The following is a 16,467-nucleotide window of genomic DNA, read 5'->3' as shown; positions in this document are numbered from 1 at the left end:
GCCGTCGGGGGTCAGCGTCCGTAACGGGCGAGGAAGGTCTCGACGCCTTCGCGCGCGAGAACCGACAGGTCCTCCGCGGACAGACGCGCCGCGCCGGCCGTGAGCGTCGCCCGGTCCAGCGGCGTGCCGACGACCAGCCAGGTGAACTGACGCGCCGCCGTACGCGGGTCGGGGACGTCGAGCACGCCCCGTGCGTCCAGGTCGGCGAGCGCGTCGGCGAGCAGGGACTCGTTGCGGTCCCAGCTGCGGCGCACATAGTCGCCGGCCACCGCGGGCAGCCGCTCGGCCTCGGAGATCACCAGGCTCCGCATGCGCACGACGGGGTCGCTCAGGACGCCGTTCTGCAGTGCCGTCGCGAGGTCGAGCAGGGCCGCGTGGGGATCGCCGCCCGCGAGGAGTCTCTCCCGGTGCGGCTTCATGGCGTCTCGGCCTCGGTCGACCCAGTCCGCCACGACGGCGGAGAAGAGGTCCTCCTTCGTGCCGTGCTGACGGTACAGCGTCTGCTTGGAGATCCGCGCGCCCGCGGCCACCGCGTCCATGGTGGTCGCCGCGTACCCCTCCCGGAGGAAGATGTCGCGAGCCACCGCGAGCAGCTCCGGGCCGGTCAGTCCGCCCGGACGCCCTCGGCGTCGGGGCGGCGTGGGGCGATCGATGACATCCATCCCTAAATAGTACTAGACAGTACGTATCGAAGGGTATAGCGTACGGATAAGTACTCAAATTGGAGGGTGACATGATCGGGATCGGCATCGCCGTCGCCACGGTGGCGGCATTCATCCTCAGCTCCGTGTATTACATGGTGCTGACGCCGTGGGAGCGGAGGGCGACCGGGGGCCGTGCCGTGGAGCGCGGGAAGCCGGGCCCGGTGCGGGTCCTGGCCGAGCTCCTGCGCACGGCCGTGCTCGCCTCCGGCGTCGCGTGGCTCGCGACGCAGGCGGGGATGACGGATCTGCCGGGCGTGCTGCTGCTTGCCGTCGTGCTGTGGATCGTCTTCCCGGTCGTGCTCCTCACGGGCTCGGTTGGGTGGGATCGTGCGCCCGTCCCCACCGCCGTGCTGCACGCCGGCGACTGGCTTCTGAAGCTCCTGCTGATCGCCGTGGCGATCGGCCTCCTGCACTGACACGAACGAACCGGAAGGAAAAGACGATCATGGACGACACGAACACGAACATGAGCACGAAGACCGGACCGCTGGACGTCACGTTCACCGCGCCCCTCGTCACGAGCGACGCCAAGGGCGGATGGACCTACGTGCAGATGGAGGGGTCTGCGGAGTACTTCGGGACCCGCGGGCTCGTCAAGGTGAGCGGCACCGTCGACGGCGAGCCGTTCGAGAGCTCCTTCATGGCGCTCGGCGACGGCACGCACAAGCTGCCGGTCTCCGCCGCCGTCCGCCGACGCATCGGCAAGGCCACGGGGGACACGGTGACCGTGCACCTCACCGAGCGGCGCGGCTGATCCCTCGCGGGGTCAGCGGACGTTGGCCTCGAGCCAGGGGAGCGGGTCGATCGGGGCACCGTTCACGTGCACCTCGAAGTGCAGGCACGAGCCGAAGATGTAGCCCGTCGAGCCGACGTTGCCCAGGTACTGTCCGGCGGTGACGCGTTCGCCCACCTCGACGGCCCTGGTGCCGTAGTCCATGTGCCCGTACAGGGTCGAGATCGCCGAGGCTCCGCCTCCGAGATCGTGCTCGATCTGCACGGTCACGCCGTAGCCGCCGTAGCTCTCCTGGGACATCGAGACCACGCCGTCGGCCGCCGCGTAGATCGGCGTGCCGACGGAGGCAGCGTAGTCCTGGCCCATGTGACTGCGGCCGGGACGGCTCTCGCCGAAGCCGTCCGTCATCGTGTAAGAGCCGGCGGACATCGGGATGATGACCTGGCCCGGCTTCGCGATCGGAGCGATGCCGCTGCGTGCGGTGGCAGCGGCGACGGCCTGGATCTCCTCGAGCTCGTCGGGCGTCGTCGCCGTGTAGGAGCCGCGGATGCTCACGTCCGGCAGGACCTCGGCGTTGGCGGTGAACGACTGGGCGCGGATGTCCGCCGCGGCCGCCGACGAGGAGACGGCGGCACCGGACTGCACGAGCCCGATCGCCGGGATGGTCGTCCCGCACACGAGCGCGGTCACCGCGAGCGCGACGCCGGCGGTGCGGCTGATGCGCCGGACCCCGGGGCGGCGCGGCGTGAAGGACGTTCCGGAGGGGGTGGTTCGGGCCGCCGGACGCGACCCGGCCGACGCCGCCGTGCGACCGGTGCTCGCGGGCGCGGAGCGGGGGGCAGAGGGGGGAGTCGTCCGCGCCCCGGTGCCGCGAGGGGCGTCCGCGTGCCGACGGACGCGACGGGCGCCGGGCGGAGTGTCGGGGCCGGCCTGAGCGTCGGGCCCGTGGGGCCGTGCGGCGGCGGGCGAGGCCTCGGACGCAATGGCGGACGTCGTCGTCTGTGCGCGCCGCAGGTCTCGTCGCAGCAGTCCCGGCGGGGTACCGGGAACCGAGGAGGGTGCCTCGGTGACGTGTTCTTCAGTTGACGCGGCTTCGGGGGATCGCGAGTTGATGGTGAGCTCCTCGGGCAGACGGAGTCGTCTGTTATCGATTTGTAACCATAGTGCGGGATCCGCGTCCGGCCCAAATCGGGAGGCCGTGTGTCACGGATTCGCGGCGAACGCTCAGGGAGCGCATCGCGCCTCGCGCAGCCCGCTGAGCTCTCTCGCCAGGGCGGACAGGGAGCGACCGGCGAGCGACGGCACCGTCACTCCGTGCAGGGCATCCACGTCGCCGCCGTCCACCGGGCTCCCGGCGGCACCGCAGATCGCCCCGACGATCGCGGGCAGGCTGTCCTGATGGCGGGCGACGGTCATCGCCAGGGGGATCGCCTGATCGTGTCGGCCGCTCGTGGCGCGCACGAATCCGAGCGCGAGCGGCAGGGTCTCGGCCACGGTCCCGGGGTGACTGTAGGTGCGCGGCGCGAAGCGGGCGATGAGCGCCGGGAGGGCGGCGAACGGGGACGGGGCGTCCCGGAGGATCCGCTCGGCGTCACGGATCCCGTCGGCCAGCCAGTCGTCGGTCGCCGCCGCCGCGCCGGCGGCGGTCAGCGCGTCGTCCAGGGCGGCGCCGGACACGAGGCGCGACACGAGCGCGGCGACCGCCGCGGCTGCCGCGACGCCGACGGCGTCGTGCGTGATCGAGGCGAGGCGTCCGGCCAGGGCGGCGGCGGCCTCGGGGCCGGTCGACGCGATGCCGGCGGCGACGGCGCCGGGCAACGCGCTGTCGTCGTAGAAGGCGGGGTTGTCCCGACCGGTCTGCGGCGGGCGCAGGCCGCTCGCCGCATTGAGCAGGGCCGAGCGCTGGGCGCCGCTGGCCCAGACGTCGTCGTGGTCCATGACCGCGACCCAGGCGTCGAAGAGCGCATCGGCGGAGGCGTCCGCACCCGCCGCGAGAAGTACCTGGGCGGACACGGCGAACGACTCCGCATCGTCGGTCGGGGCGAGGGAGTGGACACCGGTCGCCTTCAGCACGAAGGGCACCACGGGACGATGCACGCGGGAGCGGTCCAGCTCGGCGGCGCCCTGACGCAGCATCGAGCGGACCCAGGGGTCCCTGATCGTGCGGTGCTCGCTCGCGGGGGAGCCGAGCGCGTCGCCCAGGGCGAGGCCGTGCGCCGCGCCCACGGCGCGGTCGATCGTGGTTTCGGGGATCATCGGTCCGTCTCCTTGCGCGTGCGGTCGGCGGCGGCTCGCTCCACGAGCGCGTCGGCGAGGTCGACGAGGTCCGTCCCACGGGTGGCCTCGATGCAGCGCCCGGCGACCGAGCGGACCTGCGCGACGTGCGTCGGAGGCAGCGCCGACATGCCGTGCAGTGCTCCGGCGATCGCGCCGCCCATGGCGGCGATCGTGTCGGAGTCCCGACCGATGTTGACGCCGGACTCGACCACCGCGAGAGTCCCGTCGGTGGCGCGCAGCAGACCCACGCACAGGGCCACGGCCTCCGGCGCGACGTCGGCCCACATGTAGTGGCGCAGCGGGATCGCGGCGAAGAGCGCCTCCTCGATCTCGAGGATGTCCGTGCCCGTCTCGGCGATCGTCAACGCCCGGCGCACGAGGCGGGATGACCACGAGTCGTCGGGAAGAGCGTCCACCATCGCGTCGATCACCGGGTCGACGGAGTCCGCGGTCATCGCGACGGCGACCCCGGCGGCGACGGCCTCGGCGCCGTAGACGCCGTCCCGGGAGTGGCTGACGCTCGCGTCGGCGACGGCCATGCGCCGGGCCAGGGCGGGATTTCCGGCGGCGTAGACGCCGATCGGCGCGACGCGCATCGCGGCGCCGTCGCTCCACATCTCGGCGTTGCGCTGGCCGCTGCGCGGCGGCGTCAGGCCGGCGTGCAGATTGGCGATCGCGATCATCTCGCTGAACCCGGCGCCGTGGAAGCCGCCGCTCTGATGCCGCAGTGCGTCGAGCCAGGTCGCGGCCACGACGTCGGGGGAGAGGGCGGATCCGGCGGCGAGCACGCCTCGGGCGCAGAGCACGGCGTACTCGGTGTCGTCGGTGCCCGCGGCGTCCTCCTCGAGGAAGTCGCGCACGCGACCCCATCGCTCCCGGATCGCGGCCAGCGTCATCCCCTCGGTCGGCGCGCCCATCGCGTCTCCGATCGCGAGCCCGAGGAGTGCGCCTCGGGCGCGGTCGTGGTCCATCGCATCTCCGCTCATCACGTTTTGTGCCAGCTGATCGCCGAAATGGTCAGGGAATCGCGGTGTTGCGGATCCGGATCCAGCGGCTATCATGCATCGTAGTGCAAAACCTTTTGCGCAGGAATCGCCGGGATCCGCCCGGCGCGGGTGCTCTCGGAGGAGAAGAACCGATGGCAGGGATCCGCGAGGTCGCGGAGGCGGCCGGGGTGAGCGTGTCGACGGTGTCGCAGGTGCTCACCCGGAAGCGCCCGGTGTCTCCGGCCACCCGAGCGCGCGTCGAGGAGGCGATCGCCCGGCTCGGCTATCGGCCGCACCCCGGCGCCTCCCAGCTGCGCGGAGGACGTACCGGGACGATCGCGCTCATCGTGCCCACCCTGACCAACCCCTTCTATCCGATGGTCGCCGCCGGCATGCAGGACGTGCTGCTCAACCGCGACATCCTGCTCACGATCACCGACGTCGGCAGCGACCGGCGCCCCGATGCGACGATCCACCAGCTGGTGTCGCGCCGCGTGGACGCGATGGTGGCGGCCCCGTTCGGGCTCACCGACGAGGATCTTGCCGCGCTCCAGAACGCGGGGATCCCGTTCGTCACCCTCGGCACGGCCAGCGGCGTCAGCGGCGACGTCGTGCACACCGATGACGTGGCCGGGGCGCGTGAGATCACGCAGCACCTGATCGACCGCGGCCGGCGACGGATCGTCTTCCTCGGCGGTGACGAGGACGCGCTGCCGACCCGGCAGCGGCTCGAGGGATATCGCGAGGCCCTGCTGGCCGCAGGGCGGGCCGCGGAGGCGGACGACGCCGTGTACGCCGACTTCACCCGTGACGGCGGGCGCCGCGCGGCGTCCGTGCTGCTGGACCGCGCCGAGCGCCCGGACGCGATCGTCGCCGCGAACGATCTCATCGCGATCGGCGCCCTGGACGCCGCTCGTGACCGAGGACTGCGCGTCCCTCAGGACCTGGCGGTCACCGGCTACGACGACATCGAGGCCGCCTCCCTGGTCAACCCCGCCCTCACCACCGTCGAGAACCCCGCGCGCGAGATCGGCCGGGCGTGCGCGCGCCTGCTCCTCGAACGCCTGGACGGAGAGGTGGACGAGGTCACGCGGACCGTCGCCCTGTCCCACCGCCTCCTCGTCCGTGAGTCGAGCTGATCCGTCCCGCACCCCGTGAGAACCCCCGAAATCCCGAGCACCCGACCCTGAGAGAGACCATGAACCGTTCCCCGCGCATCCTCGCAGCCCTCGGCGCCGTCGCCGCCGCCGCGCTCGCGCTCACCGCCTGCACCGGCGGCGGACGCTCCTCCGCCGACGTCTCCTATTGGGGTGCCTTCTACTCACCCGACACGGAGAAGGCGTTCCAGGAGATCTTCGTCGACGGCTTCAACGACGCCGGCGACGCCTCCGTGAAGATGGAGGTCAAGGAGCTGACGACGATCGCCAAGCTCACCGATACCGCGGTCGCGGCCGGACAGGCGCCGGACGTCGTGTACGCGGGCGGTCCGTCGCCGGCCTCCGACTTCGCGCGCGCCGGGCGCACGATCGCGCTGGACGATTACGCGACCGAGTACGGATGGGAGCAGAAGCTGCTGCCCTGGGCCTACGAGCTGAGCAAGGTCGACGGCAAGCTCACGTCCGTGCCGACCGGCTACGGATCGATGGTCCTGTACTACAACAAGGCGGTCTTCGCCGAGAACGGCTGGACCGCGCCGACCACGCTCGCCGAGTTCGAGAAGGTCGCGGCCGCGGCGGCGGACAAGGGCCTCGTCCCCCTCGGCGGCGGCAACGCCGGATACCAGGGCATGACGGAGTGGCTGCTGACGGCCGTGCTGAACGCGGCGGTCGGACCCGACAGGATCCACGACGTCCTCACCGGCGAGGCCTCGTTCACCGACCCCGATTTCGTCGCCGCGATCGATCTGGTGAAGGGCTGGATCGACAAGGGCTGGCTCGCCGGCGGCGCGGAGTCGTACTTCACCACCGACGACACCGCGAACGTCACGGGCCTCGCCAACGGCACCACCGCGATGTACATGAGCGGGACCTGGGCGTTCAACTCGCTCTCCCAGGTCTTCGAGGACCCCGACGACTGGGCGTGGGCTCCGCTGCCCTCGCTCAGCGACGCCGTCACGCCGGGCGTGTACCCCCTCGCGATCGGCACCGCGCTCTCGGTGAACGCGGAGTCGAAGAACCCGGACGCCGCGGCCTCCTTCATCGACTACCTCGTCGGCGACGCGGACCGCGCACTGGAGTACACGGCCCGGACCGGGGAGAACCCGCCCCCGCTGGCCATCACGGCCGATCAGTTCCCGGCCGAGGTCGACTCCCGCACCGTGGACCTGTACACGGCGATCCCGGAGACGACCAACGTCGGCTACGCGACGTGGACGTTCTTCCCGCCGAAGAGCGACGCGTACCTGATCGCCGAGTTCGACAAGGTCGTGACGGGGGACGTCTCGTCGGCCGAGTACCTGGACGGGCTCCAGAAGACCTTCCAGGCGGAGTTCGACGCCGGCAGCACCCTCACGCCGTTCACCCCCGCGGGGCGCGAGTGACCTCCTCCGCCCTCGGCGCCCCGGCACGGAAGGACGCCACCGCGTCCGCTCCGCGCCGGGGCGCTGCCCTGCGTCGCCGGCGGCGCCTAATCGCCTGGGCCTTCGTGGCGCCGCTGCTCATCGTCAACCTGCTCGTCATCACCGGCCCGGGCACGGCGTCGATCCTGATGTCGTTCACCGACTGGGACGGCCTGAACTCCCCGAGCTTCGTGGGCCTGGCGAACTACGCCGAGCTGTTCCGGGCCGATGCGGTCCTCAACGCGCTGTGGCACAACGTCATCTGGACGCTGTTCTTCCTCGTCGTCCCCATGGCGATGGGACTGCTCGGGGCCTTCGTGCTCTCGCGCCTGGGCCGGGGGCAGATCGTGTTCCGCGTCCTCTACTTCATCCCGTACGTCCTCGCCACCGTGATCTCCGCGGCGATCTGGCGCCAGATCATGGACCCGGACGGCGGGATCGGCGACGCGCTGGCGGGGATCGGGATCCCGTTCCTGGCCGACGTCAACTTCCTCGGGAATCCGTCGCTCGCGCTAGGCTCGGTGGCGTTCGTCAACACCTGGCAGTGGTGGGGGTTCCTGCTCGTCATCTTCCTGGCCGCCATGCAGGCCGTGGAGCCGTCGCTGTACGAGGCGGCGAAGCTGGACGGCGCGGGCCCGGTGCGCGAGTTCTGGAGCATCACGCTGCCGTCGATCCGGCCCACCTTCGTGTTCCTCGCCCTGATGACGATCATCTGGTCCTTCCTCGTCTTCGACTACATCTACGTGCTGACCCAAGGGGGTCCCGCCGGCTCCACCGACGTGCTGAGCACGGTGCTCTACCGCGAGGCCTTCGAGAACCGTCGCCAGGGCTACGCCTCGGCGATCGCGATGCTGCTCTCCGTGATCAGCGCCGTGACCGTCATCGGGTACCTCGTGCTCCGCCGCCGACTGAAATGGGACGTCTGATGACCGCCGTCGCCTCTCCCGCCGTCCGCCGCCCCCGCCGCCGCTTCCGTCCGGTGACGTGGATCATTGTCGGTCTTCTCGCCGTCTACGCCGTGGGGCCGCTGCTGGTGTTCGCGAGCAACGCCCTGAAGTCGTCCCGGGAGATCGCGGCCAACCCGATCGGCCTTCCGCGAGAGTGGAACTGGGAGAACTTCGCCGTGGCGTGGGAGCAGGCGCGCATGGGCGGCGCCCTCCTGAACAGCGCGATCATCGCGGTGTCGACCGCGGTCGGCGTCGCCCTCATCGCCTCGATGGCGGCCTACGCGATGACTCGCCTGGACCTCCCCGCGAAGGGCGGGTGGATCCTGTGGCTGCTGGTGTCGTCGTCGCTGCCTCTGCAGCTCTTCCTCGTGCCGCTCGTCGCGTGGTGGTCGTTCCTGGGCCTGTACAACGAGCGGATCGGCCTCATCATCATCTACTGGGCGGTGTTCAGCCCGTTCGCGACCCTCCTCATCCGCTCGTTCCTGGTGGGGCTGCCCGCCGAGTTCGAGGAGGCGGCACGCCTCGACGGCGCGGGGGAGCTGCGGGTCTTCTTCCGCGTCATCGTCCCGATGATCTGGCCCGGGATCCTCACCGCCGCGCTCGTGGCGGGACTTCAGGCGTACAACGAGTTCATGCTCGCGGTGACGTTCCTCCAGGACCGCGAGGCGATGCCGGCGTCGCTGTCCGTGTACGCCTTCCAGCAGGGGTTCACCACGGACTGGTCCCTGGTGAGCGCCGCCGGGCTCATCATGGCGATCCCGGTCGTGATCGTCTTCCTCCTGCTGCAGCGGAAGTTCATCGAGGGCTACGCCTCGGGCGGGCTCGCGAACTGATCGTCAGGACGGATCGCCCGTCTGCGCAGCGCGCAGCGGGCGGTACGTCATGTGCGTCACCAGCGAGGTCGCCCGCACGCCGACGCATTCCAGCCGCTGCGCGGGCACCCCGTCGAACACGCGTTCGCCCGCCCCGATGACGCACGCCGTGACGTGCAGGCGCAGCTCGTCGAGGAGGCCCGCCGCCAGGAACTGGTTGACCGTGCGGGGCCCGCCCGCCACCGACACGTTCCGGTCGCCGGCGGCCTCCCTGGCACGGGCCAGCGCGGACTCGACGCCGTCAGTGACGAAGTGGAACGTCGTCCCGCCCTCCATCTCGATCGGATCGTGAGGGTGGTGCGTGAGGACGAACACGGGGTTGTGGTACGGCGGGTTCGGCCCCCACCACCCGCGCCAGTCCCGATCCCATTCGCCGCGCACCGGGCCGAACATATTCCGGCCCATGACGGTGGCGCCGGAGTCGACGATGGCGTCGACCTCGGCCTTGTTCTCCTCGTACGCGTCGAACATCCAGGCGTGCAGCCACCGGTCGTCGACGTCGCCGAACGGGGACTGTTCGGTCTGGTTCCTTCCGGTGGCGTAGCCGTCGGCGGAGACGGCGATGTCGCTGTAGACGATTCCCATGGGCTGCTCCCGTCCGTGGCGGATCCGACTGCTCGCGACGCTATACCCGGGGGCGGCACCGGCGCAGCAGCGGACGCGATCGCGCCGTGGCGAGACACCCGCGGGACGGGCTCAGACCAGGATCTGCTCGTCGATGAGCGCGGCGAGTGACCGGGCCTCCGCGGCCTCCGCGCCGAGGAACGCGGCGTGCTCCGGTTCGGTCGTCGCCCGGCGTTCCAGCTGGTCGGCGTAGTCGTGGAGCGCGGTGGTCAGGACGAAGTAGGACAGCGAGCCGCTGAGGGCGAGGGTGACGACGAGTTCGTCATCCATGGCTGTTCACCTCCGTTCCGGGCGCCGTTGCGCGGTGATGGGCTCCGCGGAGGTGGTCCGGGAGGCATCGCGCGTCGCGACCCTGGGAGCAGTGTGCAGGGGACGGGCACGGGGCGGAAGGGACTGGACATCTGCCCGCCGATATGCAGGGGCTCGCCGCGGCGTGCAGGGCCCGTCGAGGCGGGCGGCCGCCGGCACGAGCGGCGACTAGCACGCGGCCGTCGTCGCCGCCAGACCCTTCTGCCCGGATGCGGGCGGCGGCAGGGTCGGACGGAACGGGGGAGCAGGGGACACGACCGAGGCCGGCGCGAGGTCCGCGCCGGGACGAGAGGAGCAGAGATGACCGTCACGCTGAACGAGAAGGCCCTGGCGCACGCACGGGGGCTGCTTCGCCGTGGCGAGGTGACGGACGACACCCGCGACGACTGGAGCGAGCACGCGCCGTCCGCCGAGGACGGTAACGAGTTCATCGACCGCGAGGGCATGGCGCAGTACGCGCTCTGGTTCCTCGGCGAGGACACGGACGAGACCGAGGGGACGAAGGGGCGTCACCTGTTCCCGTACGGCGACTTCCGCACGCTGCACCGGTGCGCGGTGATCTCGGGCGAGAGCCGCGCCGGGCAGTACGACCACGAGGAGATCCGCAAGGCCCTCAAGGAGCTGCTGACCGCGATCGACGAGAAGACCGGGCGCGAGGACTGAGCGGCGGCCGTGGAGAAACTGCGACGCGTCGTCCCGGGGGAGGCTGCCGGATTCCGCCGGGTGCGGGCCGGCCGGGGGTTCCGGTTCCTGCGCGACGACGGCACGGACGCGACCCCTCGTGAGAAGCGGCGGATCCGCGCCCTTGCCGTGCCCCCGGCCTGGACCGACGTCTGGATCGCGGTCGACCCCCGCGCGCACATCCAGGCGGTCGGCACCGACGACGCGGGACGGCGCCAATACCTCTACCACCCGCGATGGCGCGAACGCCGCGACCGCCGGAAGTTCGTCCGCGCGCTGGCGCTGGCCGAAGCACTGCCCGCCGCACGCGCCAGGATCACCCGGGCGCTGCGCGGGGGCGACGAGGGGGAGCGCGTCCGGGCGGCGGCCGTGCGGCTGCTGGACGACGCGGCGTTGCGCATCGGATCGGAGCGATACCGGGTCCGGTACGGGAGTCGGGGGCTGACGACCCTGCGACGCCGGGACGTCCGCGTCGACGGCGCGGACATCTCGCTGTCGTTCCCCGCCAAGAGCGGAAAGCGCGCCTCGGTCGAGATCACCGATCCGGACCTCGCCGAGGTGCTGCGGGACCTCGCGAACGGGCCGGCGCGGACTCCGCTCCTGGCCCGACGGCGGGGTCGGCGCCGCGTGCGGCTCACGGAGGCCGAGGTCAACGCGTACATCCGCACCGTCACCGGCGGCCGGTTCACCGCGAAGGACTTCCGGACCCTGCGCGCCACGATCCTCGCCGCGCGGTCGCTGGCGGAGACGGGGCCGGCCGGCAGCGAGCCGGCGCGGCGTCGCGCGGAGCGACTCGCCGTCCAGGTCACGGCGGACGCGCTGGGCAACACGCCCGCCGTGGCCCGATCCAGCTACATCGATCCCCGGGTCTTCCGTCGATACGCCCAGGGGCGGCTGCTCGATCTCGCGGTGAGCCCGGAGACCGCGATCCGCGACCTGCTGTCCTGAGCGCCGGTCAGCCGACGATCTTCTGCAGCATCGAGCGGAGCTCCTCGCTCGTGTGCGTCTCCTGATCCAGGTTCTCCCGCAGCAGCTTCGCCACCGCGGTCCAGCCCATCGCCTCGGCGGGCAGGATGAGGCCCTCGTACGCGGAGATCTCGTAGTGCTCGTTGCCCAGCGCGCAGGCGACCGCGGCGTGGTCCCGCAGCGATCCGCCGCTGCGCTCGAGAAGGGACTCGGCCTGGCGGGAGATCCCCTTCGTGCTCGGCGAGGGCGCGGTGGTCGGCTTCCATTCGAGCTCGGCGAACACCTTCGTCAGATTCTCCTGCTGCTGTTTCGTCTCATCGGCGTGGTGACGGAACAGCTTCTTCACCTCGGCGCTGGTCGCCGCGTCGGCCAGTTCGCCGAGCGCCGCGAGGGAGTCGTCCTCCATCGTGACGGCGGTGCGCAGCTGGAAGTGGAAGAGATCGGTGGGGGTGTCGAGCGTCTGCTGGACCATGGGAGTTCCTCTCGTCGTCGGCGAACCGGTCCGTCCGCGAGGTGTCAGCATGTCGCGGGCGCCACCGTGCCGGGAGGGGGTTGCCACGGCGGGTGCCGCATGCAATCCGTGCGTGACCCGGGCGGAGGTTCATCCGGACAGCTGCACCCACACGACGCTGATCACCAGGGGCACCAGCGGCGTGAGCACGGCGGCGAGAACAGGGCCGATCCGCGCCCGCGAGGACACCTCGCGGGCGCCGGCGGAGAGCGTGTCGCCCGCGCGGCGCACCGCGTCCGGTGCCACGGGCGCGGCCGCCTCGTCGCGGTAGAGGAACGTCCGCCGAGCGAACCGTTCGGAGAGGATCCCGACCAGTGCGAGAAGTCGCGCGAGTTCGGGCGGCCGGGTGAGGTCCACCGCGGGCAAGTAGACGTGCAGTGTGCCGTCGACGATCTCCAGGTCCAGGTCCGCGCTGGTGTCGAGCAGGATCGCCATGAGATCGGGCGTGAGGACGTACAGGGCGTCACGCTCGTAGCCCGCGGGGACCGAGACCTCGAACACGTCGCTGAACCCTCCCTCCAGCCGCAGCTCCGCGCCGGTCCGGGGCCTTCGAGGCAGTGCGCTGAGCGCGCCGCCTCCGCGCCGCGAGCGGAGCACGATGCGCGGCGCCTCCGCGGGGAGGGGGATCCGGATGGCGCGGATGCGATGGATCGCCGCCCCATCCCCGTCCCCGACGACGAAGGTCCGCTCGGCCGTGTCGAACGGGACGACGTCGCCTCGGGCGTCGAGGCGATCCACCGTGGTGCGAGCGGACCGGTCGATCTGCTCGTCCACGGCCCCTCCCCACGGGCGGTCGCCGACATCGGCGGCGTAGACCCAGCCGCGCTCTCGGGCGATGGCCTCCAGCGCCTCCCTTCGGCGCCGCGCGGAGCGGATCGTCGTCACGACGAAGGCGACCGCGGCTGCGCCGATCACGATCACCCCGAGCTGACCGGCCAGCAGCGCCGCCCCGGTCAGGCCGAAACCGACGGGGAGCAGGTACAGCGCGACGACGGCCGCGATCAGGAAGTACAGCGCGGACACCGCGACCACGAGCGCCACGCCCCGGCGCGGCAGGGCGCTCGGGATCGTGTGGAAGATCCCTCCGGGCATCCGTCAGGGCTTGTAGACGATCGCGATGTGGAGCTGACCGCCCTCGCGCGCCCAGGCGAGCCAGCGCGGCTCGCCCAGCCCGCTGAGCCGCTGGATCGGGATGACGTGCACCCCCTGGCCGAGTCGGCTGAGGGCTCGGAACTCCGGCTTCTTCGCGATCCAGATGGTCCCGCCGCCGTCCCACGGCTCGAGGGCGGTGTAGACGTATCCGTGCTCACGCAGGTTCACCGCGTCCGCAAGGTGCTCGGCCTCCGCCGACAGCTCCTGCGCCAGCGCGGCGGGCACGTCTCCGTCGGGAACGAAGGCGGCCACGTCGTAGACGTTGCCGTCGCCGTAGTCGCGGGTCGCGAGCAGGGCGAGCTCGGTGACGCCCTTGTCGGCGGCCCGTGTCCACAGCGCGTGCGAGGCCTTCGCGCGCTTGTTCATCAGGAACCCGCCGAAGTTCATCTTCTGGAAGGCGAAGTCGTCGAGCTTGGCGGCGATCTCGGAACGCGTGGTCATGGTGGCCCCTCGGGTCTGCGACGGCCCGCAGCGGGGCCCTGATCCGCCGAGCGTACGGGTGCGGGAGAGCCGGGCATCGGGGGTCCGAACGACCCCGAACGGGCGCGCGCCGCGACAGGGAAGGAAGACCGTAGGCTCGTCGTATGCCGGCCCCGCGGACCCTCGACGAGCTGTGCCTGCTGCTCACGCGACGTCGGACCGCGTCCGGCGCGCCGTCCTACGCCGAGATCGCGCGGCGGATCGGGCAGCGTCGCGGCGGAGACGAGCCGGCGAAGGTCACCGTGTACGACTGCTTCCGTCCGGGACGCCGTCGCGTGGATCCGCGTCTCGTCGAAGACATCGGTCTTGCTCTCGGGGCGACGGCGGAGGAGGCGGCCGGGTGGGCGGATACGGCCCGGACCCTGAACGGGGAGCGATCGGGCGTCCACATCGACGTCAGCCGCGCCGCGCGAGGAGGGGCGGGGGAGAGCATCGGCCGCGAGCGACTGATCGCAGAGCTCCCGACGGCCGACGTCCTCGTCCTGTCGGGACTGCCCGGGGTCGGCAAGAGCACTCTGGCCTCCGCGCTCGTCGAGGGCCAGCAGGTCCTCACCGTCCAATTGCGCGAGTCGGAGCCGGAGCGCCCGGCGCCGGATCCCGTCGACGTGCTGCGGCGCCTGCTCGGGGCATGGGGAGCGCGGTCCGTGCCGTACGACCTCGCGCGGCTGCGCGAGCGCTTCGCCGCCGAGGCCCGGGGGGCGACGGTGGTGATCGAGGACGCCGCATCGGTGTGGCGGCTGGCGCCGTTGATCGTCGACGGGATCCGCTACGTCGTCACGTCCCGCGTCGAGCTCACCGCGGCGTCCGCGCATCCCGACCTCCGCCGTATCCGTGTCGCCCACGTGGCCGTGCCCCCGTTGTCCGCCGACGACGCGCTCCGGTTGCTGAGGCATCTGCTCGGAGCGTCGCACGAGCACGTGCCCGAGGAGGCGGACCTGCGCCGGATGGTCGAGGTCGCGGGCGGTCTTCCGCTGGATCTCGCCATGCTCGCCGGCATCGTGCGCGACCACGCGGGGTGGACCTTCGACGACCTCGCCTCGCGCTTCGAGGCGGAGCCGCGCGATGCGCGCATCCGGCCCGTGCTGGACGCCGCGACGCGTGCCCTGGACGCCGCCGATGCGGAGCTGCTCGCCGACTTGGCGCTCCTCGATCGGGACATCGATCTCCGGCTGGTCCTCGAGGCCGCAGGCGCCGGGGCCGAGGCGTCCGTGGAGCGATTGCGGAGTCGGCATCTGATCGAGGTCCGGGACGGGCGTCTGCATCTGCACGCGACCGTGTTCGCGTTCGCCCGGGAACGATCGACCTCCCTGCGTCCCGCCTCGGTCCGCCGATCGACCGTGCGGCGCTTCCTCGACGCGCTCCACGCCCGTCTTGCGCGCGATGACGAGGAGGCGTCCCGGGAGGCGGGGACGCTCCTGGCGGTGGCCGAAGCGGCCCGCCGCCACGGTCTCGACGAGGATGTGGAGCGGTTGGCCATCGCGGCGCACCCCGCCCTGGCCCGCTGGTCGATGTGGACGGAGTCGCTGCGACTGCACGAGCTCGCGGCGGAGGCCGGAGGGCTCCGGCTCGTCCCTGAGCTGGCCCTGGGGATCGCGCACTGCGCCGAGAAGCTGGGCCGATACGACGAGGCGCTCGTGACCCTGCACCGCGTGCGCCGGGTGGCGGCCGGGGCGTCCCTCGCGCGGACGTGGAACCAGATCGGCAACGTCGAACGCTGGATGAGCAGGTTCGAGGAGGCGCTGTCGTCCTATCGACGGGCGATCCTGATCGCCCGGGAGCACGGGGATCCTATCGTGGAGGGGCGCGCGCTCGGGAACCACGCCGACACCCTGCGCATTCTCGCCCGGTACGCCGAGGCGCAGGTCGAGTACGACATCGCCCTGCGGATGGCGGTCGAGGCCGCGGACGAGCTCAACCAGGGGATCGTGCGCGGGAACCGCGCCCTGCTGCGGCTGTCGATCGGAGAGCTGGACGCCGCCGAGGCGGATCTCCGGACGCTGCGAGAAGAGGGCGGGGAGCGTCCGCTGCCGTACGTGCTGCGGACGCTCGCCCTGGTCTCCGAGGCCCGCGGCGACGACGCGTCGGCGCGGGCGCGGGCAGATGAGGCCCTGCGCGCGGCTCGGGCCGCGGGCGAGTTCTCGACGTCCGCGGAGCTGGTCCTCCTGGGCGCGCGGATCGATGCCCGTGCCGGGCGCCACCGTGCGGCACGGGCCGCGGCGGAGGGCGCGCTCGCCGAAGCCGAGCAGGCCGGATCGCCGCTGATCGTCACGGAGGCCGCGAACTCCCTCGGCGAGATCCTCGGCCAGGCCTCGGAGCAGGCCGAACAGGAGCAGGAGCGGCGCGGGCTCCGGGACGAGGCCGCGGCGCGGGCCCGCCAGGCCCAGGAGATCGCCGAGGTCACCGGGGACGTGGCCGAGGTCGGACGGGCGCACCGGACGCTGGCGCGCCTCGCCCGGGCCGCGGGGCGGTCCGGGGAGGCGGCCGCGCACGCGGCGGCCGCGCGGACGATCGACGAGAGGATCGGGCGCCGCGGGGCGGAACCGGTCGAGTGAGCGGCGGCCCGTGAGCCGCCGCGCGACACCTGAGCGGTGCGTGAGCGCGGGACAGCGGTTTCCGCTCCGCCGTTGCGTCCCGGGGTGCGCACGGTTCAGGATGGTGGGCAGTGCGT

General features: G+C 72.2%; 18 protein-coding genes. 9 read left to right on the top strand and 9 right to left on the bottom strand.

Features of this window, described 5'->3' with window-relative positions; all coding sequences use genetic code 11:
• Positions 1–11: 11 nt before the first annotated feature.
• A complete protein-coding gene (locus tag V6R91_RS23960) occupies positions 12–662 on the bottom strand; it encodes a TetR/AcrR family transcriptional regulator (protein WP_336397362.1) in 651 nt (216 codons plus the stop codon).
• A gap of 71 nt (positions 663–733) precedes the next feature.
• On the opposite strand from V6R91_RS23960, the gene V6R91_RS23955 reads away from it, so the two are divergent.
• The gene (locus V6R91_RS23955; protein WP_271063000.1) at positions 734–1,120 is read left to right on the top strand and encodes a DUF1761 domain-containing protein; all 387 of its coding nucleotides are present in this window, start codon (positions 734–736) and stop codon (positions 1,118–1,120) included.
• 29 nt (positions 1,121–1,149) lie between these two features.
• The gene (locus V6R91_RS23950) at positions 1,150–1,458 is read left to right on the top strand and encodes a DUF1905 domain-containing protein (protein WP_231821059.1); all 309 of its coding nucleotides are present in this window, start codon (positions 1,150–1,152) and stop codon (positions 1,456–1,458) included.
• 12 nt (positions 1,459–1,470) lie between these two features.
• Here V6R91_RS23950 and V6R91_RS23945 read toward each other — a convergent pair whose 3' ends face one another.
• From V6R91_RS23945 to V6R91_RS23935, 3 genes are all read right to left on the bottom strand, one after another.
• Positions 1,471–2,127, bottom strand: coding sequence for a M23 family metallopeptidase (locus V6R91_RS23945; RefSeq protein WP_231821058.1), 657 nt, complete (start codon positions 2,125–2,127; stop codon positions 1,471–1,473).
• Between the two features lie 534 nt (positions 2,128–2,661).
• The gene (locus V6R91_RS23940) at positions 2,662–3,693 is read right to left on the bottom strand and encodes an ADP-ribosylglycohydrolase family protein (protein WP_336397361.1); all 1,032 of its coding nucleotides are present in this window, start codon (positions 3,691–3,693) and stop codon (positions 2,662–2,664) included.
• Complete coding sequence (locus V6R91_RS23935) at positions 3,690–4,685, bottom strand: ADP-ribosylglycohydrolase family protein (RefSeq protein WP_336397360.1); 996 nt, start codon at positions 4,683–4,685, stop codon at positions 3,690–3,692. The genes V6R91_RS23940 and V6R91_RS23935 overlap by 4 nt, the downstream gene beginning before the upstream one ends.
• Before the next feature lie 167 nt (positions 4,686–4,852).
• On the opposite strand from V6R91_RS23935, the gene V6R91_RS23930 reads away from it, so the two are divergent.
• Genes V6R91_RS23930 through V6R91_RS23915 form a run of 4 tightly spaced genes read left to right on the top strand, consistent with a single transcriptional unit; the run spans position 4,853 to position 9,037 of the window.
• Positions 4,853–5,839 carry a LacI family DNA-binding transcriptional regulator gene (locus V6R91_RS23930; RefSeq protein ID WP_336397359.1) on the top strand — a complete coding sequence of 329 codons (987 nt, stop codon included), beginning with the start codon at positions 4,853–4,855 and terminating at the stop codon, positions 5,837–5,839.
• A gap of 59 nt (positions 5,840–5,898) precedes the next feature.
• Positions 5,899–7,239: an ABC transporter substrate-binding protein gene (locus V6R91_RS23925; protein ID WP_336397358.1), complete on the top strand. Its 1,341-nt coding sequence runs from the start codon at positions 5,899–5,901 to the stop codon at positions 7,237–7,239.
• Positions 7,236–8,183, top strand: coding sequence for a carbohydrate ABC transporter permease (locus V6R91_RS23920; protein ID WP_271062229.1), 948 nt, complete (start codon positions 7,236–7,238; stop codon positions 8,181–8,183). The genes V6R91_RS23925 and V6R91_RS23920 overlap by 4 nt, the downstream gene beginning before the upstream one ends.
• Positions 8,183–9,037, top strand: coding sequence for a carbohydrate ABC transporter permease (locus tag V6R91_RS23915; RefSeq protein WP_231821052.1), 855 nt, complete (start codon positions 8,183–8,185; stop codon positions 9,035–9,037). Before V6R91_RS23920 ends, V6R91_RS23915 begins: the two co-directional genes overlap by 1 nt.
• 3 nt (positions 9,038–9,040) lie before the next feature.
• Here the strand turns inward: V6R91_RS23915 and V6R91_RS23910 are convergent, their stop codons facing one another.
• Complete coding sequence (locus V6R91_RS23910) at positions 9,041–9,661, bottom strand: dihydrofolate reductase family protein (protein WP_271062228.1); 621 nt, start codon at positions 9,659–9,661, stop codon at positions 9,041–9,043.
• Between the two features lie 111 nt (positions 9,662–9,772).
• Positions 9,773–9,970, bottom strand: a complete 198-nt coding sequence (locus V6R91_RS23905) for a hypothetical protein (RefSeq protein ID WP_336397357.1) — start codon at positions 9,968–9,970, stop codon at positions 9,773–9,775.
• A gap of 339 nt (positions 9,971–10,309) precedes the next feature.
• Here V6R91_RS23905 and V6R91_RS23900 point away from each other — a divergent pair, with 339 nt between their 5' ends.
• Positions 10,310–10,672: a hypothetical protein gene (locus V6R91_RS23900; protein WP_219087098.1), complete on the top strand. Its 363-nt coding sequence runs from the start codon at positions 10,310–10,312 to the stop codon at positions 10,670–10,672.
• A gap of 9 nt (positions 10,673–10,681) precedes the next feature.
• A complete protein-coding gene (locus V6R91_RS23895; RefSeq protein WP_336397356.1) occupies positions 10,682–11,638 on the top strand; it encodes a DNA topoisomerase IB in 957 nt (318 codons plus the stop codon).
• A gap of 7 nt (positions 11,639–11,645) precedes the next feature.
• Here the strand turns inward: V6R91_RS23895 and V6R91_RS23890 are convergent, their stop codons facing one another.
• The 3 genes from V6R91_RS23890 to V6R91_RS23880 all read right to left on the bottom strand — a co-directional run bounded on the left by V6R91_RS23890 (position 11,646) and on the right by V6R91_RS23880 (position 13,760).
• Positions 11,646–12,128, bottom strand: coding sequence for a YciE/YciF ferroxidase family protein (locus V6R91_RS23890; protein ID WP_336397355.1), 483 nt, complete (start codon positions 12,126–12,128; stop codon positions 11,646–11,648).
• Between the two features lie 129 nt (positions 12,129–12,257).
• Positions 12,258–13,259: a hypothetical protein gene (locus V6R91_RS23885; protein WP_336397354.1), complete on the bottom strand. Its 1,002-nt coding sequence runs from the start codon at positions 13,257–13,259 to the stop codon at positions 12,258–12,260.
• A 3-nt stretch (positions 13,260–13,262) separates the two neighbouring features.
• Positions 13,263–13,760: a hypothetical protein gene (locus V6R91_RS23880; RefSeq protein WP_336397353.1), complete on the bottom strand. Its 498-nt coding sequence runs from the start codon at positions 13,758–13,760 to the stop codon at positions 13,263–13,265.
• Positions 13,761–13,903: 143 nt separating this feature from the next.
• Between V6R91_RS23880 and V6R91_RS23875 the strand changes: the two genes are divergently transcribed.
• Positions 13,904–16,351: a tetratricopeptide repeat protein gene (locus V6R91_RS23875; protein ID WP_336397352.1), complete on the top strand. Its 2,448-nt coding sequence runs from the start codon at positions 13,904–13,906 to the stop codon at positions 16,349–16,351.
• Positions 16,352–16,467 lie beyond the last annotated feature (116 nt).

It is taken from the genome of Microbacterium sp. CCNWLW41 (genome assembly GCF_037083505.1).
The sequence above is the reverse complement of the archived record's forward strand: the minus strand, read 5'-3'. Positions and strand labels throughout refer to the sequence as shown.